The sequence below is a fragment of the Geodermatophilus arenarius genome (assembly GCF_042654585.1).
In the GTDB taxonomy this organism is placed as follows: Bacteria; Actinomycetota; Actinomycetes; order Mycobacteriales; family Geodermatophilaceae; genus Geodermatophilus; species Geodermatophilus arenarius.
In genome coordinates this window covers 106,750-126,195 of record NZ_JBHSGR010000002.1, presented here as the reverse complement: position 1 = coordinate 126,195, position 19,446 = coordinate 106,750, and the positions used below count along the sequence as shown (strand labels likewise).

17 protein-coding genes are annotated in these 19,446 nt (G+C 75.6%); 11 read left to right on the top strand and 6 right to left on the bottom strand.

Annotated features, from left to right (window positions below; genetic code table 11):
• Positions 1–93: 93 nt before the first annotated feature.
• Genes ACFO3M_RS03065 through ACFO3M_RS03055 form a run of 3 tightly spaced genes read right to left on the bottom strand, consistent with a single transcriptional unit; the run spans position 94 to position 2,389 of the window.
• Positions 94–570, bottom strand: coding sequence for a methylated-DNA--[protein]-cysteine S-methyltransferase (locus tag ACFO3M_RS03065; RefSeq protein ID WP_387986175.1), 477 nt, complete (start codon positions 568–570; stop codon positions 94–96).
• 48 nt (positions 571–618) lie between these two features.
• Positions 619–1,158 (bottom strand): DUF1003 domain-containing protein, encoded by a 540-nt coding sequence (locus ACFO3M_RS03060; RefSeq protein ID WP_387986174.1) that lies wholly within the window; start codon positions 1,156–1,158, stop codon positions 619–621.
• Entirely contained in the window at positions 1,151–2,389 is a 1,239-nt protein-coding gene (locus tag ACFO3M_RS03055; RefSeq protein WP_387986171.1) for a magnesium transporter MgtE N-terminal domain-containing protein, read from the bottom strand. The genes ACFO3M_RS03060 and ACFO3M_RS03055 overlap by 8 nt, the downstream gene beginning before the upstream one ends.
• 25 nt (positions 2,390–2,414) lie before the next feature.
• Between ACFO3M_RS03055 and ACFO3M_RS03050 the strand changes: the two genes are divergently transcribed.
• The 4 genes from ACFO3M_RS03050 (at position 2,415) to ACFO3M_RS03035 (ending at position 6,583) form a co-directional block, all read left to right on the top strand.
• Positions 2,415–3,293, top strand: a complete 879-nt coding sequence (locus ACFO3M_RS03050; RefSeq protein ID WP_387986169.1) for a PhzF family phenazine biosynthesis protein — start codon at positions 2,415–2,417, stop codon at positions 3,291–3,293.
• Positions 3,290–4,222 carry a DMT family transporter gene (locus ACFO3M_RS03045; RefSeq protein ID WP_387986166.1) on the top strand — a complete coding sequence of 311 codons (933 nt, stop codon included), beginning with the start codon at positions 3,290–3,292 and terminating at the stop codon, positions 4,220–4,222. The genes ACFO3M_RS03050 and ACFO3M_RS03045 overlap by 4 nt, the downstream gene beginning before the upstream one ends.
• Positions 4,223–4,272: 50 nt before the next feature.
• Positions 4,273–5,226: an HpcH/HpaI aldolase/citrate lyase family protein gene (locus ACFO3M_RS03040; protein WP_387986164.1), complete on the top strand. Its 954-nt coding sequence runs from the start codon at positions 4,273–4,275 to the stop codon at positions 5,224–5,226.
• Between the two features lie 160 nt (positions 5,227–5,386).
• Complete coding sequence (locus ACFO3M_RS03035) at positions 5,387–6,583, top strand: acyl-CoA dehydrogenase family protein (protein WP_387986161.1); 1,197 nt, start codon at positions 5,387–5,389, stop codon at positions 6,581–6,583.
• A 109-nt stretch (positions 6,584–6,692) separates the two neighbouring features.
• Here ACFO3M_RS03035 and ACFO3M_RS03030 read toward each other — a convergent pair whose 3' ends face one another.
• Complete coding sequence (locus ACFO3M_RS03030; protein ID WP_387986160.1) at positions 6,693–8,723, bottom strand: ArnT family glycosyltransferase; 2,031 nt, start codon at positions 8,721–8,723, stop codon at positions 6,693–6,695.
• Positions 8,720–10,006, bottom strand: a complete 1,287-nt coding sequence (locus ACFO3M_RS03025) for a bifunctional glycosyltransferase family 2/GtrA family protein (RefSeq protein WP_387986158.1) — start codon at positions 10,004–10,006, stop codon at positions 8,720–8,722. Before ACFO3M_RS03025 ends, ACFO3M_RS03030 begins: the two co-directional genes overlap by 4 nt.
• Before the next feature lie 87 nt (positions 10,007–10,093).
• Between ACFO3M_RS03025 and ACFO3M_RS03020 the strand changes: the two genes are divergently transcribed.
• The 4 genes from ACFO3M_RS03020 (at position 10,094) to ACFO3M_RS03005 (ending at position 15,767) form a co-directional block, all read left to right on the top strand.
• Positions 10,094–11,029 (top strand): NADP-dependent oxidoreductase, encoded by a 936-nt coding sequence (locus ACFO3M_RS03020; protein WP_387986155.1) that lies wholly within the window; start codon positions 10,094–10,096, stop codon positions 11,027–11,029.
• A gap of 80 nt (positions 11,030–11,109) precedes the next feature.
• Positions 11,110–11,430: an EthD family reductase gene (locus ACFO3M_RS03015; RefSeq protein WP_387986154.1), complete on the top strand. Its 321-nt coding sequence runs from the start codon at positions 11,110–11,112 to the stop codon at positions 11,428–11,430.
• Entirely contained in the window at positions 11,427–12,977 is a 1,551-nt protein-coding gene (locus ACFO3M_RS03010) for an acetolactate synthase large subunit (RefSeq protein WP_387986152.1), read from the top strand. Before ACFO3M_RS03015 ends, ACFO3M_RS03010 begins: the two co-directional genes overlap by 4 nt.
• 75 nt (positions 12,978–13,052) lie before the next feature.
• Positions 13,053–15,767: a putative bifunctional diguanylate cyclase/phosphodiesterase gene (locus ACFO3M_RS03005; RefSeq protein WP_387986149.1), complete on the top strand. Its 2,715-nt coding sequence runs from the start codon at positions 13,053–13,055 to the stop codon at positions 15,765–15,767.
• A gap of 12 nt (positions 15,768–15,779) precedes the next feature.
• Here ACFO3M_RS03005 and ACFO3M_RS03000 read toward each other — a convergent pair whose 3' ends face one another.
• Positions 15,780–16,481, bottom strand: a complete 702-nt coding sequence (locus tag ACFO3M_RS03000) for a DUF4230 domain-containing protein (protein ID WP_387986147.1) — start codon at positions 16,479–16,481, stop codon at positions 15,780–15,782.
• Positions 16,482–16,835: 354 nt separating this feature from the next.
• Here ACFO3M_RS03000 and ACFO3M_RS02995 point away from each other — a divergent pair, with 354 nt between their 5' ends.
• The 3 genes from ACFO3M_RS02995 to ACFO3M_RS02985 all read left to right on the top strand — a co-directional run bounded on the left by ACFO3M_RS02995 (position 16,836) and on the right by ACFO3M_RS02985 (position 19,444).
• Positions 16,836–17,105 (top strand): hypothetical protein, encoded by a 270-nt coding sequence (locus tag ACFO3M_RS02995; protein WP_387986145.1) that lies wholly within the window; start codon positions 16,836–16,838, stop codon positions 17,103–17,105.
• A gap of 240 nt (positions 17,106–17,345) precedes the next feature.
• On the top strand, positions 17,346–18,590 hold the full coding sequence (locus ACFO3M_RS02990; RefSeq protein ID WP_387986143.1) for a CpaF family protein: 1,245 nt from the start codon (positions 17,346–17,348) through the stop codon (positions 18,588–18,590).
• Entirely contained in the window at positions 18,581–19,444 is an 864-nt protein-coding gene (locus ACFO3M_RS02985; protein WP_387986141.1) for a type II secretion system F family protein, read from the top strand. Before ACFO3M_RS02990 ends, ACFO3M_RS02985 begins: the two co-directional genes overlap by 10 nt.
• The last annotated feature ends 2 nt before the right edge of the window (positions 19,445–19,446 follow it).

Genomic DNA, 19,446 nt, shown 5'->3' with positions numbered 1-19,446 from the left:
GGCCGCGCCCCGTGCAGGCGGCCGCCGCCGGGCTGCACGTGCTGCGCGCGGTGCTGGGCTGAGCCCCCGGCCGCCGGGCCCTCCGGCGCAGGCTCAGAACAGCCGGGCGTCCCGCTGCTCCAGGTCGAGCAGGAAGCGCTTGCGGGACAGCCCGCCGCCGAAACCGACCAGGCTGCCGTCGGCGCCGACCACCCGGTGGCACGGGACGACGATCGCCAGCGGGTTCCTCCCGCACGCCAGGCCGACGGCCTGCGCGCCGCCCGGCTCGCCGACGGCTCTCGCCACCGCCCCGTAGGTGGTCGTCCGGCCGTAGGGGATGCGGGTGAGCTGCTCCCAGACGGCCAGCTCGAAGTCGCTGCCGCGCGGGCGCAGCGGCAGGTCGAACGCCTCCCGCTCCCCGGCGAGGTACTCGCCGAGCTGGCCCGCCACGTCCGCGAGCGCGGCGTCGTCCCGCGCGCCCAGATCGGCCTGCGGGTCCGGTGGTGAGAGGTACAGCCGGACGAGCACGCCGTCGTCGGCGACGACGGTCAGCGGCCCGATGGGCGAGGCCACCACTGCGTGCGCGCGCATGCCCGGCAGTGTGCCGCGGGGGGACGACAGCCCGGGCGGCCCGGTGCGCTACGCCGTCGGGTCCGCGAGCGCCGGCTGGACGGGGTCCTTCTGCTTCTTCTTGGGCTTCTTCTCCCGCTCCTCGGGCGAGCGGCTCTCGGCGAGGCGGCCCAGCTCGCCGCGGATGAAGTCGCGGGTGGCCAGCTCGCCGATGGCCACCCGCAGCGCGGCGAGCTCGCGGGCCAGGTACTCGGTGTCCGCGCGGGTCTGCGCGGCGCGGGCGCGGTCCTCCTCGGCCTGCACGCGGTCGCGGTCGGCCTGCCGGTTCTGCGCCAGCAGGATCAGCGGCGCGGCGTAGGCGGCCTGGGTGGAGAAGGCCAGGTTGAGCAGGATGAAGGGATAGGGGTCCCAGCGCAGCCGGACGGCGAAGACGTTGAGGGCGATCCAGAGCACCACGATCACCGTCTGGACGGCGAGGAAGCGCCCCGTGCCGAGGAAGCGGGCGATCCCCTCGGCGAACCGGCCGATCGCGTCGGGGTCCAGCCGCAGGTAGCCGGTGATCCCGCGGGACGAGCCGCGGGGGACGTCGAGCCGGCGGCCGTCAGCCACGGCGGGCCCGCTCGCGCCAGTCCTCCGGCAGCAGGTGGTCGAGGACGTCGTCGACGCTCACCGCGCCCACCAGCCGGCCCTGCTCGTCGACCACCGGCGCGGCCACCAGGTTGTAGGTGGCGAAGTACCGGGTGACCTCGGCCAGCGGCGCCTCCGGGCGCAGCGGGTCCAGGTCGTCGAGCACCCCGCTCACCAGGCCGGACGGCGGCTCGCGCAGCAGCCGCTGGATGTGCGCCAGGCCCAGGTAGCGCCCGGTCGGCGTGGCCGACGGCGGCCGGCAGACGTACACCTGGCTGGCCAGCGCGGGCGTGAGCTCGGGCTCGCGGACCCGGGCCAGCGCCTCGGCGATGGTCGCGTCCGGCGCGAGGATCACCGGCTCGCTGGTCATGATCCCGCCGGCGGTGTCCTCGGAGTACTGCAGCAGCTGGCGCACCGGCTCGGCCTCGTCGGGCTCCATCAGCTCGAGCAGCCGGTTGCGGTCGACGTTGGACAGCTCGGCGAGCACGTCGGCGGCGTCGTCGGGGTCCATGACCTCGAGCACGTCGGCGGCCCGGGACTCGTCCAGCGTGCCGAGGATGACGACCTGCTCGGCCTCGGGCAGCTCGCCGAGGACGTCGGCCAGCCGCTCGTCGTCGAGGGCCTCGGCGACCTCGTGCCGCCGCTTGATCGGCAGGTCCTGCAGGGCGTGCGCGAGGTCGGCGGCGTTGAGCTCGCGGTAGGTGGCGATCAGCGTCTCGGCGCCCTGCCCGCTCTCCGGCAGCGCGAGCCCGGCGACCTCGTCCCACGCCAGCTGGTGCAGCTGCCCGCGGCGGCCGAGCCGGCCGGGCTCCTGCACGGCCAGGCGGGTGACCTGCCACTCGCCGGTGCGGGTCTGCTCGATCCCGGCGTCGACGACGGTGGCCCGCCGGCCCGACTCGCGGACGGTCACGGTCCGGTCCAGCAGCTCGCCGAGGACCAGCGTCTCGCCGCGCCGCTGCTCGAAGCGCTTGAGGTTGAGCGTGCCCGAGGCGAGCACCACCGCGCCCGGGTCGATGCTGGTCACCCGGCCCATCGGCACGAAGATGCGGCGGCGGGCCACGACCTCCACGACCAGCCCCAGCACCCGCGGGGAGGCGGTGTCCACGCGCAGCGCCACGACGACGTCGCGCAGCCGCCCGACCCGGTCCCCGTTGGGGTCGAAGACGGGCAGGCCGGCGAGCCGCGAGACGTACGCCCTGGTCACCGTGCTCACACTCGGTGAGGCTACCGTCGGGGTCGTGGCGAGCCCTGTGTCCGTCGGATCGGCGTCCGTCGAGTACGAGGTCGTCGACGTGTTCGCCCCCCGGGCGTTCGCGGGCAACCCGCTCGCGGTCGTGTTCGACGCCGACGCGCTGACCACCGGGCAGTGCCAGGCGCTGGCCAACGAGTTCGCGCTGTCGGAGACCTCGTTCCTCTGCGCGCCGACCGAGCCGGGCGCCTCCTACCGGGTGCGGATCTTCACCCCCTTCGCCGAGCTGCCCTTCGCCGGGCACCCGAGCGTCGGTGCCGCGCACACGCTGGTGCGCACCGGCCGGCTGGCCGCGGGCACGCTGCACCAGGAGTGCGGCGCCGGCGTCCTGCCGATCGAGGTGACCGGCGACGGGGCGACGCTCACCGGCGGGCGGCCGACGCTGGAGGACGGCCCCGACCCGGCGGCGCTGGCCGAGGCGCTGGGACTGTCGGCGGCCGACGTCGTCGGGCTGCCCGCGCACGTCGCCGGCTGCGGCCTGCCCTTCGCCTTCCTCGCGGTGCACCCGGACGTCGTCGACCGCGCCGCCCCCGACCCCGCCGCGCTGGCCGCCTTCGGGGTGGGGGAGGGCGTCTCGGTGCTGTCGTGGGACGGCTCCACCGCGTACGCCCGCGTGTTCGCGAACGACCTGCGCTGGGGCGAGGACCCGGCCACCGGCTCGGCGGCGCTGGGCGCCGGCGTCTGGCTGGTCGCCACCGGACTGGTCGCCCCGGACGGGACGTCGTCGTACACGGTGCGGCAGGGCGAGGCGATGGGCCGGCCGTCGGTGCTGTCGTGCACGGTCACCGCCGACGGCGGCCGGGCGACGGCGGCCACGGTGTCCGGAGCGGTGGTGCCGGTGGCCTCCGGGCGCATCCGCGTGCCGTGAGCGCCGGCTCGACGGCGGCCGTCTCCCCGTGGGCGGTCCACCGGCCCGGCTCCCGCGACGTCGCGCTGATGGCGGTCGCCGTCGTCGGGGTCTCCTTCTCCGGCCCGCTGACCGCGCTGGTCGGCGCCTCGTTCCTGGCGCTGGCGTTCTGGCGCAACGCCGCCGGTGCCGCGCTGCTGGTGCCGGTGCTGCTGGGCCGCGAGCGCGCCACCCTCACCGGGCTGCGGCCGCGGGACCTGGGCAGTTCTGTCGTGGCCGGGCTGTTCCTCGCCGCGCACTTCGCCGCGTGGCTGCCCAGCCTGTCGATGACCACGGTCGCCGCGTCGACGGCGCTGGTCACCACCACGCCGATCTGGACCGCGCTGGCCGCGCGGGTGTCCGGCGTCCGGCTGCCCGCGCAGGTGTGGACCGGGCTCGCGCTGGCCGTCGTCGGCGCCGCGCTGATCGCCGGGGTCGACGTGGCGGTCAGCCTCGAGGCGCTGGCCGGGGACGGGCTGGCGCTGCTCGGGGCGATCTGCGCCGGCGGCTACATGCTCGCCGGGGCCCGCGCCCGCGCCCGCCTGGCGACGTCGGCGTACTCGGTCGTCTGCTACTCCACCTGCGCGGCCGTGCTGGCCGTCGCCGCGCTGGTCACCACCACCCCGCTCGCCGGCTTCCCCGCCCGCGACTGGTGGCTGATCCTGGCGATCACCGTGTGCGCGCAGATCCTCGGGCACACGCTGCTCAACCTGGTGCTGTCCACCGTGGGGCCCACCGTCGTCGGGCTGGCGGTGCTGCTCGAGGTGCCCGGCGCGCTGCTGGTCGCGCTGGTGCTGCTCGGCCAGACCCCGCCGCTGCTCGCGCTGCCGGGGATGGTCGCCGTGGTCGCGGGAGTGGCGCTGGTGGTCCGGGCCGGCCGGCCGCAGGTGCCGGTCGAGCCGGTCACCTGACCGTCGTTACCCTCCGGTAGCCGAAGATCCCGATCACCAGCGGAGGCACCGTGGCCGAGCTCCGATCCCGTCGTTCCAACCTCGCCGTGCCGGGCAGCAACCCGCGCTTCCTGGAGAAGGCCAAGGGCCTGCCGGCCGACCAGGTGTTCCTGGACCTCGAGGACGCCTGCGCGCCGCTGGCCAAGCCGGGTGCCCGCAAGAACATCGTCGCGGCGCTCAACGAGGGCGGCTGGGGCGAGAAGATCCGCACGGTCCGGGTCAACGACTGGACGACGGAGTGGACCTACCGCGACGTCATCGAGGTGGTCGAGGGCGCCGGCGCGAACCTCGACTGCATCATGCTGCCGAAGGTCGTCGACGCCTCCCAGGTCGCGGCGCTGGACTTCCTGCTGACCCAGATCGAGAAGGCCAACGGCCTGGAGGTCGGGCGGATCGGCATCGAGGCGCAGATCGAGACCGCGCAGGGCCTGATCAACGTCAACGACATCGCGTTCGCCAGCCCGCGGATCGAGACGATCATCTTCGGCCCGGCCGACTTCATGGCCAGCATCAACATGAAGTCGCTGGTGGTGGGCGCCCTGCACCCCGACTACCCGGGCGACCCGTTCCACTACATCCTCATGCAGATCCTCATGGCCGCCCGCGCCCGCGGCGTGCAGGCCATCGACGGCCCCTTCCTGCAGGTCCGCGACGTCGACGCCTTCCGCGAGGTCGCCAAGCGCTCGGCCGTGCTCGGCTTCGACGGCAAGTGGGTGCTGCACCCCGGCCAGATCGACGCCGCCAACGAGATCTACGCGCCGTCGCAGGAGGACTACGACCACGCCGAGCTCATCCTCGACGCCTACGACTGGTACACGTCCGAGGCCGGCGGCAAGAAGGGCTCGGCGATGCTCGGCGACGAGATGATCGACGAGGCCAGCCGCAAGATGGCGCTGGTCATCGCGGGCAAGGGCCGCGCCGCGGGGATGTCCCGGACGTCGTCCTTCACCCCGCCCGACGCCTGATCCACCCCGACCCACAGGCGGCCCGCCCGGGACTCCCGGGCGGGCCGTCGTCGTTCCCGGGGCGACCGGGCCCGAGTGACCGGGGACACGGCGACCGGTGCGGGGAGGTCGCCCATACTCCCCGGTAGCAAACGGACACCGGAGTCCCGGAGGAGTGAGCGTGGCCCGACTGGCGCAGACCGCCGACCTGACCGACATCCAGCAGGAGATCCTGTCGACGGTCAGGAGCTTCGTGGACAAGGAGATCATCCCGCACGCGCAGGAGCTCGAGCACGCCGACGAGTACCCGCAGGAGATCGTCGACGGGCTCAAGGAGCTCGGCATCTTCGGGCTGATGATCCCCGAGGAGTACGGCGGCCTGGGGGAGTCGCTGCTGACCTACGCGCTGGTGGTCGAGGAGATCGCCCGTGGCTGGATGAGCGTCTCCGGCGTCATCAACACCCACTTCATCGTCGCCTACATGATCCGCCAGCACGGCACGCAGGAGCAGAAGGACCACTTCCTCCCGCGCATGGCCACCGGCGAGGTCCGCGGCGCCTTCTCGATGTCCGAGCCGGGCCTGGGCTCCGACGTCGCCGGCATCCGCACCAAGGCCGTCAGGGACGGCGACGAGTACGTCATCGACGGCCAGAAGATGTGGCTGACCAACGGCGGCTCCTCGACGCTGGTGGCGGCGCTGGTGCGCACCGACCTGGGGGCGGACAAGCCGCACCAGAACCTGACGACGTTCCTGGTCGAGAAGCCGGCCGGCTTCGGCACCGTGGCCCCGGGCCTGACCATCCCCGGCAAGATCGACAAGATGGGCTACAAGGGCGTCGACACCACCGAGCTGGTGTTCGACGGCTACCGCATCGGCGCGGACATGATCCTGGGCGGGGAGCCCGGCCGGGGCTTCGCGCAGATGATGGACGGCGTCGAGGTCGGCCGGGTGAACGTCGCCGCCCGCGCCTGCGGCATCTCCATCCGCGCGTTCGAGCTGGCCGTGGAGTACGCCCAGCAGCGGGAGACCTTCGGCAAGCCGATCGTGCAGCACCAGGCGATCGCGTTCCAGCTCGCCGAGATGGCCACCAAGGTCGAGGCCGCGCACCTGATGATGGTCAACGCCGCCCGGCTCAAGGACGCCGGCAAGCGCAACGACGTCGAGGCCGGCATGGCCAAGCTGATCGCCAGCGAGTACTGCGCCGAGGTCACCACGCAGTCCTTCCGCATCCACGGCGGCTACGGCTATTCCAAGGAGTACGAGATCGAGCGGCTCATGCGCGAGGCGCCGTTCCTGCTCATCGGCGAGGGCACCAGCGAGATCCAGAAGACGATCATCAGCCGCGGCCTGCTCAAGGAGTACGGCCTCAAGCGCTGACGGACCGCACGCGAGCGGCCCGGGACCGGCACGGGTCCCGGGCCGCTCGTCGTCTCCGGCTCGCTCGTGCTCTGCACACACCGGTGTCCGGAGCACGAGCGGGCGGGACTCAGCTCGCCGGCCGGCTCAGGTCGTAGACGGTCACGCCGTCGACGGTCCGGGCGGTGTAGTTCTCCGCCACCCAGGCCGCGATCTCCGCCGACGCCGAGCTGCCGCCGTCGCTGACCATCCCCGTCCCGCCGCCGATGAACCAGTGGATCTCGCCGTCGGCGACGTACTGCTGGAACTGCTCGAGGGTGGGCGAGGGGTCGCTGCCGTTGAACCCGCCGATCGCCATGACGGGCAGCCCGGTGGCCAGCTGGTAGCCGGCGGCGCTGTTGGAGCCGACCGTGGCCGCCGCCCAGGTGTAGCCGGCGGCGTCCTCGGTCAGCGCGGCGACCATCTCCTCGCCGACGTCGGCCGTGCCCAGCAGGCCGCCCGTGCCGCCGCCCGCACCGCGGGTGACGTTGCCGGGGGTGGTGGTGCCGCCGGGAGCGGGGAGCGTGCCGGCCGCGGGTCCGCCCGCCGGCGGCCGGCCGCCGAGGAACTCGCCCCGGCCGCCGGTCCCGCCCGGGCCGCCGAAGCCGGCGCCGGTGACCGTCGGGCCGGCGCTCGGGATCGACCCGGTGTGCGCGGTGCCCACGGTCTGCACCGCGTACGCGGCGGGCCCCGCGACGCCGGCCAGCAGGCCGACGGCGAGGACGGCGGCGGCCACGGCGCGGCCGAGCCGGCCGACGGCGAGCAGGGCGACCGCGGCGGCCAGGCCGGCGACCAGCACGACCCACCGCAGCCAGGGGAGGAACTCCGCCGAGCGGCCCAGCAGCACCCACGCCCACAGCACGGTGCCGGCGAGCGTTCCCGCGAGCACCAGCCGCGCCCACGCCCGGCCGCGCCGCTGCCACAGCAGCGCGCCGCCGATCGCGACCAGCGCGGCGACCGCCGGGGCCAGCGCCACCGTGTAGTACGCGTGGAAGATGCCGGCCATCAGGCTGAAGGTCAGCCCGGTGACGCCCAGCCAGGTGCCCCAGGTCAGCAGCGCGGCGCGGCGCGGGTCGGTGCGCGGTGCCCGGCCGACGGCGACCAGCCCGGCGACCAGCAGCGCCAGCGCCGCGGGCAGCAGCCAGGCGATCTGACCGCCGATCTCGGAGTCGAACAGCCGGGTCAGGCCGGTCTCGCCCCAGCCGCCGCCGGCGCCGCCGCCGACGCTGCCGGTCTCCTCGCCGGTGAGCCGGCCCAGGCCGTTGTAGCCCCAGATCAGCTCCCAGACGGAGTTCGTCTGGGAGCCGCCGACGTAGGGCCGCCAGGACTCCGGCACCAGCTCCACGACGGCGACCCACCAGCCGCCCGCCACGACCATCGCGGCGCCGGCGCCGAGCAGCTGCAGGACCCGGCGGCGCAGCGTCGTGGGCGCGGCCACCAGCCACACGAGCGCGAAGCCGGGGACCACCAGCACCGCCTGCAGCGTCTTGGTGAGGAACGCGAAGCCGACGAGCACGCCGACGCCGACGAGGCCGCGGGTGGAGGCCCGCTCCAGCGACCGGGTGAGCACGTACGCGGCCGCGGTCATCAGCAGCACGAGCAGCGCGTCGGGGTTGTCGAAGCGGAACATCAGCGCCGCGACGGGGGTGAGCGCGAGCGCCGCGCCGGCGACCAGCCCGGCACCCGGGCCGCTCACCCGGCGCACCGCCAGGTACAGCAGCCCGACGGTGGCCACGCCCATGAGCGCCTGCGGCACCAGCAGCGACCACGAGTCCAGCCCGAACAGCCGCACCGACAGCGCCATCACCCACAGCGAGGCCGGCGGCTTGTCCACGGTGATCGAGTTGGCGGCGTCGGAGGAGCCGTAGAAGAACGCCTCCCAGCTCTGCGAGCCCGCCTGCGCGGCCGCGGCGTAGAAGGCGTTGGCCCAGCCCGACGCCGAGAGGTCCCACAGGTACAGCACGCCGGTGGCGGCGAGCAGCCCGAGCAGCGCGGGGCGGACCCAGCGCGGGTCGGCGGGGCGGCCCCGCAGCAGGCGCGCGGCCCGCCCGGACCGGGCCGGGGCGGGGAGTGCGGCCCCGGGCGCGGCGGGCGCCGCCGGGGGCGTCGCGGTGGCGGTCATCGGGCGGTCTCCGTCTCGGGGGCGGTCACGGCCTCGGGAGCCGGCCGGGCAAAGGTGGGGGAGGTGCGGAAGACCCAGCCGCGCAGCAGCACGAAGCGCAGCAGCGTGGCGACGGCGTTGGCGCCGACGAGCACGGTGAGCTCGAGGCCGCGGGCCGGGGTGGGGTCGGCGAGGTGCAGCAGGCCCAGCGACCCGCTGGTCAGCGCCAGGGCGAGGCCGAACACGACCAGGCCCTGCAGCTGGTGGCGGCCGGCGCCCGGACCGCCGCGGATGCCGAAGGTGACCCGCCGGTTGGCCGCGGTGTTGGCCACCGCGGTCACCAGCAGGGCGAGCAGGTTCGCCGGCTGGGCGGCCACGACGCCGCGCAGCAGGACGAACAGCAGCAGGTAGGCCAGCGTCGACAGCACGCCGACGACGGCGAAGCGCACGAGCTGGCCGGCCAGTGACGACGAGACACCGGGCAGCGGGTCGGGCAGCGGCTGCCGGCCGATGGTGGCGCGCAGCTGCGCCAGCGGCAGCCGCCCGGTGGCCAGCGCGCGCAGCATCCGCACGATGCCGGCGACGTCGGCGCGCGCCGTCCTCACGATGTCGACGCGGCTGTCGGGGTCGTCGACCCAGTCGACGGGCACCTCGTGGATGCGCAGCCCGGCGCGCTCGGCGAGCACCAGCAGCTCGGTGTCGAAGAACCAGCCGGTGTCCTCGACCAGCGGCAGCAGCCGCGCGGCGACGTCGGCCCGGATGGCCTTGAAGCCGCACTGGGCGTCGGACAGCGAGGTGGCCAGCGTGCGGCGCAGCAGCAGGTTGTAGCCGCGGGAGACGACCTCGCGCTTGAGGCCGCGCACCACCCGCGAGGAGCGGGAGAGCCGGGTGCCGACGGCGAGGTCGGAGTGGCCGCTGATCAGCGGGGCGACCAGGGGCAGCAGGGCGTTGAGGTCGGTGGAGAGGTCGACGTCCGTGTAGACGAGGACCGGCGCGTCCGACCCCAGCCAGGCGGTGCGCAGCGCCCCGCCGCGGCCGGGCTCGGGGATCTGCAGGACCGTCACCCCGGGCAGCTCGGCGGCGACCCGGTGCGCGACCTCCAGGGTGCGGTCGGTGCTGGCGTTCTCCGCGACCGTGATGCGGAACGGGTAGGGCAGGGACTCGGTCAGGTGGGCGTGCAGGCGGCGCAGGCACGGCTCGAGGTCGGTCTCCTCGTCGTGCACCGGGACGACCACGTCGAGGACGGGGCGCCCGCGGCCGGCGGCACCGGCGCGGTCGTGCGCGCCGAGCAGGAGCGGTGGCATGGGGAGGACGGTCCGGCCCGCTCCTGGGGTGCTCCGGTGCGGGCGCTGGAGATCGACTGTGAGTGGCAGGTCACTACATTCGGTCGCGTGCGAGCCGTGGGAGTGACCGAGTTCGGCGGGCCCGATGCCCTCACCGTCGTCGACGTGCCCGACGAGCCCCTCGGGCCGGGGCAGGTGCGGCTGCGGGTGCGGGCCGCGGCGGTGAGCCCGACCGACACCCACCTGCGCGAGGGCGCCTACGCCGGCCGCGACCCGGTGAAGACCCCGCCGTGGGTGCCCGGCATGGACGCCGCCGGCGAGGTCGTCGAGGTGGGCGAGGGCGTCGACCGGGTGGCCGCCGGCGACGCGGTCATGGCGATCGTCGTCCCCACCGGCGCGCACGGCGGCTACCGAGAGGACCTCGTGCTGCCCGCCGGATCGGTGGCCCGGGTGCCCGCGGGCGCCGACGCCGTCGCCGCCTGCACCCTGCCGATGAACGCGCTCACCGCCCGGCTGGCGCTGGACCAGATGGCCCTGCCGCCCGGCTCGGTGGTCGCGGTGACCGGCGCGGCCGGTGCCTTCGGCGGCTACGTCGTCCAGCTCGCGAAGGCCGACGGGCACACCGTCGTCGCCGACGCCTCCGAGGCCGACGAGCAGCTGGTGCGCGACCTCGGCGCCGACGTCGTCGTGCGGCGGGGCGACGACGTCGCCGGGCGGATCCGCGCGGAGTTCCCCGACGGCGTCGACGGGCTGGCCGACGGCTCGGTGCAGGACGCGCTGGTGCTGCCCGCGGTCCGCGACGGCGGGAAGGTGGCCACCGTGCGCGGCTACCGCGGCGACGGGACCGGCCGGGTCGAGGTGCTGCCCACGATGGTGCGCCGCTACGCCGAGAACGGCGCCGCGCTCGACCGGCTGCGCGAGCAGGTGGAGTCGGGTGCGGCGACGCTGCGGGTGGCCCGCACCTTCGCGCCGGAGGAGGCGCCCGAGGCGCACCGGGTGCTGGCCGCCGGCGGCGTCCGCGGCCGGCTGGTGATCACCTTCTGAGGTCGCGCGCCCGGGCCCGTGTGCCAGGGTGGGGGAGCCCCCGGCAACGGTGCCCGGGGAGGAGCGCGGAGGAGCGGCAGATGGTGCACAGGCTGGTGGTCAGCTACGGGCAGCCGGAGGACCCGGCGGCGTTCGACGCCCACTACCGCGACACGCACGTCCCGCTGACCGTGCAGATGCCCGGCCTGGTCCGGTTCACCACCGGCAGCCCGCAGGCGCTCGACCCGCGCCAGCCCGCGCCGTACCTGGTCGCCCACCTCGACTTCGACTCCGAGCAGGCGATGGGGGCCGCGTTCGCCTCCGAGGCGGGCAGGGCCGGCGCCGCCGACCTCCGCAACTTCGCCAGCGGAGGCGTGACCATGGCCCACTACGAGGTGAACGAGGTGCACGTCTCCCGGTGAATGGCGCCCAGGCACTGATCCGCACGCTCGTCGACGCCGGGGTCGACGTCTGCTTCGCCAACCCCGGCACGTCCGAGATGCACTTCGTCGCCGCCCTCGACGACGTCCCCGAGATGCGCGGCGTCCTCACCCTGTTCGAGGGCGTGGCCACCGGCGCCGCCGACGGCTTCGCGCGGATGGCCGGCCGGCCCGCCGCCACGCTGCTGCACCTGGGCCCGGGCATGGGCAACGGCCTGGCCAACCTGCACAACGCCCGGCGCGGCCGGACGCCGGTGGTCAACGTCGTCGGCGACCACGGCCGCTCGCACAAGCGGCTGGACGCGCCGCTGGAGTCCGACATCGACGCGCTGGCCGGCACGGTGTCCGGCTGGGTGCGCCGGTCGCTGGCCCCCGAGGACCTCGCCGCCGACGCCGCGGACGCCGTCGCCGCAGCCGCGCGCGGGCAGATCGCCACGCTGGTGCTGCCGGCCGACGTGTCCTGGTCCGAGGGGGCGGCCGTCGCCGAGCCCCGGCCGGTGCGGCCGCGGCCGCAGGTGCCGCCGGCGGTGGTGGACGACACCGCCGCGGTGGTGCGGGCCGGGGAGGCCACCGTGCTGCTGCTCGGCGACGACGTCGTCGCCTCGGAGGCGGGGCTCGTGGCCGCGGCGCGGGTGGCCGCCGGCACCGGCGTCCGGCTGATGGCCGAGACGTTCCCGGCGCGGATGGTGCGCGGCGCAGGGCTGCCCGCCGTCGGCAAGCTGCCCTACCCGCCGGAGGTGGCGATCAAGGCGCTGGCCGGCACCCGGCACCTGGTGCTGGCCGGGGCGACCTCGCCGGTGCACTTCTTCGCCTACCCCGGCACGCCGGGCACCCCGGTGCCCGAGGACTGCACCGTGCACGTGCTGTCCGCGCCCGGTGAGGACGGCGTCGCGGCGCTCGAGGAGCTGGCCGCGAAGGTGGCCGCCGGCGCCGAGCCGGAGCTGCGCGAGGCCTCCCGCCCGGAGCTGCCGACCGGGCGCCTCACGCCGCGGGGGATCTCGGCGGTGGTGGGCGCGCTGCTGCCCGAGCGGGCGATCGTGGTCGACGAGGCGATCACCTCCGGGATCGGCGTCGTCGAGCAGACCGCCGGCGCACCGCAGCACGACTGGCTGGCCCTGACCGGCGGCGCGATCGGCGACGGCCTGCCGATGGCGGTCGGCGCGGCGGTGGCCTGCCCCGACCGGCCGGTCGTCGTCCTCCAGGCCGACGGCAGCGCGATGTACACGCTGCAGGCGCTGTGGACGATGGCCCGCGAGCAGCTCGACGTCACCGTCGTCCTCTACGACAACGCGTCCTACGCGATCCTCCAGGGGGAGTTGGCGCGGGTCGGGGCCGCCGGCGGCGGGGAGCGGGCCGGGCAGCTGCTCGACCTGGGCGGCCCCGCGCTGGACTTCGTCGCGCTGGCCACCGGGATGGGCGTGCCGGCCACCCGGGCCGAGACCGCGGAGGAGCTGGCCGAGCAGCTGCGCACGGCGCTGCACGAGCCGGGTCCGCACCTGGTGCAGGCGGTGCTGCGGCCCGGGGAGTAGGCCCGGCTCACCCTCGCGGGGGAACACTCGCTGTCCCTGTTCCAGACGCATTCGTTTCGCGTCGATGTCCGGCGTGTGTCGAAGGGGACCGGGGGCGTCGGCGTGGACGCCGGCGTCGTGGGCAGGCGGCCGGGGGCCGTCGTCGCGTGCACCCTCCTGCTCGCGGTGGTCGCGCTGCAGGGGCTGCTGTACGGGACGGCCGCCGGCACCGCGCTCTACTTCACCGTCGTCGGGCTGGCCGTCGTCGCCGCGTGGGCCTGGATGCAGCGCGCGGGGCGGCGGCCGGTCGCCGTCCTGCTCGCCCTGGGCGTCAGCCTGTCCGCGCTCGCGGACGTCGTCTGGCAGGTGCAGGTGTCGCTGACCGGGTCCGGCACGGACGTCGGGATCGCCGACGCCGTGTACCTGGGCAGCTACGTCTCCCTCCTCGCCTCGCTCGCGCTACTGGCCCGCGACCGGCACCCCGACCGCGACCAGCGCCTGGCCGGCTGGATCGACGCGCTGGTCGTGTTCGTGGCCGCGCTGCTCGTCGTGTGGGAGCTGTCGATCGCCACCACGGTCGCCGACGCCGGCCTCCCCCTGCTCGACCGCGTCGTCCTCGCGCTCTACCCGGCGCTGGACGCGGCGCTGATCGGCCTGGTCGTGCGGCTGCTGGTCACCCGCCGGCAGGGGGAGCGGACGTCGCTGGCGGTGGCCGCCGCGTGCGCCTGCTGGCTGGTCTCCGACGTCGCCTACCTGCTCGACGCCGACGCCGAGGGCTTCGGCGGATGGCTGGACTCCGGCTGGCTGCTGGGCAGCGCACTGCTCGCGCTCGCCGTCCGGCACTGCGCCGCCGGCGTCGCCGTCGCCGGCCCCCGCGAGGACGACCGGACGGGCCTGGCGCGGCTGGCCGTGTGCCTGGGTGCGCTGCTGGTGCCGCCGGGTGTGGACGCGGTCCTGCACGTCCGCGGGCACGGTCACGACTCGGGCGTGGTGTTCCTGGCCGTGGTCTCGCTGACCGCACTGGTCTTCGTCCGCGCCGCGCTGCTGCTGCGCGGCGAGGCCGCCGCCCGGGCGCTGGTGCGCTCGCGGGAGCGGTTCGCCGCCAAGCTCACCGCGCACTCCTCCGACGCGGTCCTCGTCGTCTCCCGTGACGGGCGGCTGCTCAGCGACCCGGCGCCGCTGGCCGCACTGCTCGGGACCGTGGCCGGCGGCGTCACCTCCGCCGCGGACGCCGTCCGCCTGGCCGGGGTGGACCCCGAGCTGACGGGCGAGCTGTTCGCGCGGGCCCTGGCCGCCGGCGGTGGCGTCGTCGACGCCGAGCTGCCCGCGCGCCACCGCGGCGGGGACCGCTGGATCGGCATCCGGCTGGTCGACCTCGGGGACGACCCCGACGTCGGCGGCGTCGTCGTCCACGTGACCGACGTGACCGGACGCCGCCGCGCCGAGGAGGCGCTGGCCCACTCGACGCTGCACGACGGGCTGACCGGCCTGGCCAACCGCGCGCTGTTCAGCGACCGCGTGGGACAGGCGCTGCGCCGCACCGTGCGCGGCGGCGGCTCGGCCGCCGTGCTCTCCCTCGACCTCGACGGCTTCAAGGCCGTCAACGACTCCCTCGGCCACGCCGCCGGCGACGCGCTGCTGCGCGAGGTGGCGGCGCGGCTGCGCGGCGCCGTCCGCGCCGACGACACCGTGGCCCGCCTGGGCGGCGACGAGTTCGCCGTGCTGGTCGAGCAGGCCGGCGTCGGCGACGACGAGGCCCTGGTGACCGCCTCCCGCGTGCTCGAGGTGCTCTCCCGGCCGGTGGCGCTGCCCGGCGGCACGGTGACCGTGTCGGCCAGCATCGGCGTGGCCGTCGGCCGCGGGGCCGTGGCCGGTGACGCGCTGGTCCGCGACGCCGACCTCGCGCTGTACGCGGCCGAGCTCGACGGGCGCAACCGCGTGCGGCGGTTCGAGCCCGGCATGCGCGCGGCGGCGCAGGCCGCCCGCGAGCTGGAGCAGGAGCTGCACGGCGCGGTGGCGCGCGGCGAGTTCCGGCTGGTCTACCAGCCGGTGGTCGCCCTGGCCGACCGGCGGCTGACCGGCTTCGAGGCCCTGCTGCGCTGGGACAGCCCGCGGCTGGGCCCGGTGGGCCCCGACCGGTTCGTGCCGGTGGCCGAGGCGGCGGGCCTCATCGACGAGATCACCGGCTGGGTGCTGCGCGAGGCGTGCGCGACCGCGGCGGCCTGGCGGCACCTCGGCGACACCACGATGGCGGTCAACGTGTCGGCCTCGCAGCTGACCTCGCCGGACCTGGTCGGCTGCGTCGCCGCGGCGCTGGCCGGGAGCGGGCTGCCGGCCGGTGCGCTGGTGCTCGAGGTGACCGAGACGGCGCTGGTGGGCGACCCGGAGCGGGCGGCCGCGTGCCTCGGCGCGCTGCGGGCGCTGGGCGTGCGGCTGGCGCTGGACGACTTCGGCACCGGCTACTCGTCGCTGGCCCACCTGCGGCAGTTCACCGTGGACGTGCTCAAGGTCGACCGCTCGTTCGTCGGCGCGATCGCCGAGGGCGAGCCGCTGCCGGCGATCGTGCGCGGCACCATCGACCTGGGCCGCACGCTGGGCCTGGAGGTCCTCGCCGAGGGCGTCGAGCACGAGCACCAGGCGCGGCTGCTGGCCGAGGGCCGCTGCGACACCGCGCAGGGCTACCTGTTCGCGAGGCCGCTGGAGCGCTGCGACGCCGAGGCGCTGCTCCTCGAGCAGGCCACGGCCCGCGGCGGGGTGCCCGCGATCGTGCCGCTGCCCCGCGCGCCGCGGGCGCTCAGGTCCCCGGTCTGACGCCGGGGGAGGTCAGCCGGCCGCCCCGGGCGCGGGCTCGAAGGTGACCGTGACGTCGTCGACGCCGAGGGACCGGGCCAGCGTGGTGAGCATGTCGCGGGTGCCGTCCTCGGCGCGGTCGAGCAGGTCGCTGTCCGCGGCGGCGGACTCCAGCCGGCGCTCGGCGAGCGCGAACAGCTCGCTCTCGTCGGTCGGGTCGTCGGCGAACGCGTCGCCCAGCCGCTCCACGAGGCCGCGGTCGCGGTCGAGCACCCGGCTCTCGTCCGGGTCGATCCGCGCCTCGGCCAGCTGCGGGGCGGGGAGGGTGATGGTGGCCGCCGTGCCGTCGGGGGAGAGGTCGACGCTCTCCTCCCCGAGGGCGCCGAAGTCCACGTAGGCGTCGACGTCGCCGGTGGCGAGGAACTGCACCCGCTCGCCGCTGATCGCCGACGGCACCCAGGCGGTGTCGGTCTCCTGGTCGACGACGACCTGGAAGGTGCCGGTTGCGGCGTGGTACTCGTCGAGGTCGGCCATGGCCAGCAGCAGCGGCCTCGTGCTGCGGTCGACGGTCTCCTGCTCGAACGGCGGCGTCCAGTCACCCACCCTGTCGGCCACGACCACCCCGACCGGGACGACGACGGCGGCGGCGATGCCCGCCCTGAGCCATCCGCGGCGGCGCCGGCGCACCGGCGCGGCGGAGGGAGCGGGGACACGGGACTGGAGCAGGACCGGCATGCGCGCGATCTCCTCGCGGTCGTGGGGGTGTGCCGTACAGCACCCCGCCCGCCGGTTCTGTTCCCGCCGAGCGTGTGCGCTCGCGCCGCACCCGGGGCGCCGGAACGCTGTGTCGGCGCACCCGCTCGGCGGCGCCGCCGTCAGGAGCGGCTGTGCCGGCCGTCACGGCTGAGGTCCCTGGGACCTGATCGAACGACTGTGGACAGCGATACCGCGTCGTTCCGGAAATCCCACGCGCGGCTGACCTGCCGACCTAGCGTTCCGGCGCTCGCCGACGACGGCGGGTGACCGGCGACCGTGCCTCGGTCCCGGTGTGCGTGTCTCGCACCGAGACGTCCCGAACGGAGAGAGTCGATGTCCCAGACGGCCCCTGCCCCGGTCAAGAAGAAGCGCCACGTCTTCCGCTGGGTCTTCCTCGCCATCCAGGCGCTGTTCCTCATCTGGATCATCGGGGGCGCCTCCAGCGCCGCCGACAACTGCGACGGCCAGGTGGGCGACGCCCTCACGGCCTGCCAGGCCGGCACGGCGGTGGGCGCCGGCATCGGCGTCATGGTGATCGTCTTCCTCTGGGTCGCCGTCGACGTGATCCTCGGTATCGGTTACCTGATCTTCCGCAAGCGCTGAGTTCCCGCCGGGCGGAGCCCGGCATCCCGGAGGTCTGGCGACGGAGGGCATCCGCCCTCTCGGCGGTTCGATCCTGCCGCTCCGACGAGCCCTGACGGGTGTCACCTGGCCGGGTGGCGTGCGACCGCGGCCGCGCACGCGCTGTCCACAGATCGGCTGATCGCCCTCCCGCGGAACGCCTCCGTCTCCCTATCGTCCCGACGTCCCGAACGGGGTCGGGACAGGGAAGACGGGGGTGCGGTGCCGACTGCGACGAGTGCCCTGGACGTCGTCGACGGCGAGGTGCGCGAGCTCATCCGGCGCCGCGGGCTCGACCCGTTCACCGATCCCGCGCCGGTCCGCGTGCTGGTGCGCGACGTCGTCGCCGACTACTCCGAGCGGTCGCTGACCTCGGCGCTGCCGCCGATCGGGGACCCCGAGTCGGTGGTGCGCGACGTGCTCGACCGGGTGGCCGGGTTCGGTCCCCTGCAGCGGCACCTGGACGACCCCGAGGTCGAGGAGATCTGGGTCAACGAGCCGGGCCGGGTGTTCGTCGCCCGCCGCGGCCGCAGCGAGCTGACGACGACGATCCTCGGCGCCGGCGAGCTGGCCGACCTGGTCGAGCGGATGCTGCGCAGCTCCGGGCGGCGCATCGACATGAGCCAGCCCTTCGTCGACGCGGTGCTGCCCGACGGCTCGCGGCTGCACGTGGTCATCCCGGACATCACCCGGCGGCACATGGCGGTCAACATCCGCAAGTTCGTGCTGCGCGCGCACGGCCTCGACGAGCTGGTCGCCACCGGGACGGTGACGACGCAGGCCGCCCGCTTCCTCGAGGCCGCCGTCGCCGCGGGCCTGAACGTGCTGGTCTCCGGCGGCACCCAGGCCGGCAAGACCACCCTGCTCAACTGCCTGTGCGCGGCGATCCCGGCGAGGGAACGGGTGATCACCTGCGAGGAGGTCTTCGAGCTCCGCGTGCCGCTGCCCGACGTCGTCGCGATGCAGACCCGCCAGCCCAACCTCGAGGGCGCCGGGGAGATCCCGCTGCGCCGGCTGGTCAAGGAGGCGCTGCGGATGCGGCCCTCGCGGATCGTCGTCGGCGAGGTGCGGCAGGAGGAGTGCCTGGACCTGCTCATCGCGCTGAACAGCGGGTTGCCCGGGATGTGCACGCTGCACGCCAACAGCGCCCGCGAGGCCGTGGTGAAGATGTGCACGCTGCCGCTGCTGGCCGGCGACAACATCGGGCACGCCTTCGTCGTCCCGACGGTCGCGGCCAGCGTCGACCTGGTGGTGCACGTGGCCACCGAGGCCTCCGGCCAGCGCCGGGTGCAGGAGGTCGTGGCGGTGCCCGGCCGCGCCGAGGACGGCGTCATCGAGCTGGCCGACGTCTTCACCACCCGGGACGGGCGGCTGGTCCGCGCCGAGGGCTTCCCGCCGCACGCCGAGCGCTTCGCCGCCGCCGGGTACGACCTGGCCGCGCTCCTCGGGACGCCGGCGTGGAGCTGACCGGCGCGCTGCTCGGGCTGCTGCTCGGCGTCGGCCTGCTGCTCGTCTGGCGCAGCGGGCCGCGGGCACCGCAGCGGCGCGCCGTCCCGCGCCGGCCCGGCCGCCGGGCGCGGCTGCTGGCCGAGGCGGGCCTGACCGGGATCAACCCGGCGCAGCTGGTCGCGCTGCAGGCCGGCCTCGGGCTGCTGGCCCTCGTCGTCGTCCTGCTGACCACCGGCACGGTGACGGTCAGCCTCGCCTTCGGCGTGTTCGCCGCCGCCCTGCCGCCCGTGCAGGTGCGCCGGCTGGCCGCCCGTCGCCGGGCCGACCTGCGCGAGGTGTGGCCCGAGGTGGTCGACAACCTCGCCTCAGCCGTCCGCGCGGGGCTGTCGCTGCCGGAGTCGCTGGCCGCGCTGGCCACGCGCGGGCCGGAGGTGCTGCGCCCGCCGTTCGCCCGGTTCGCCGCCGACCACCGCTCCACCGGCCGCTTCGGCGAGAGCCTCGACCGGCTCAAGGCCGACCTCGCCGACCCGGTGGGGGACCGGATCGTCGAGACGCTGCGGGTGGCCCGGGAGGTCGGCGGCAGCGACCTCGGCCGGGTCCTGCGCACACTGGCCGGCTTCCTCCGCGAGGACGCCCGCGCCCGCGCCGAGCTGGAGACGCGGCAGGGCTGGGTCGTGCAGGCCGCGCGGCTCGCCGTCGCCGCGCCGTGGGCGGTGCTCCTGCTGCTGGCCACCCAGTCGACGACACTGGCCGCCTACGACTCACCGCTGGGCACCGCGCTGCTCCTCGGCGGAGGCGTGGTCTGTCTCGTGGCCTACCGGCTGATGATGCGGATCGGGCGGCTGCCGCAGGACGTGCGGGTGCTCCAGTGAGC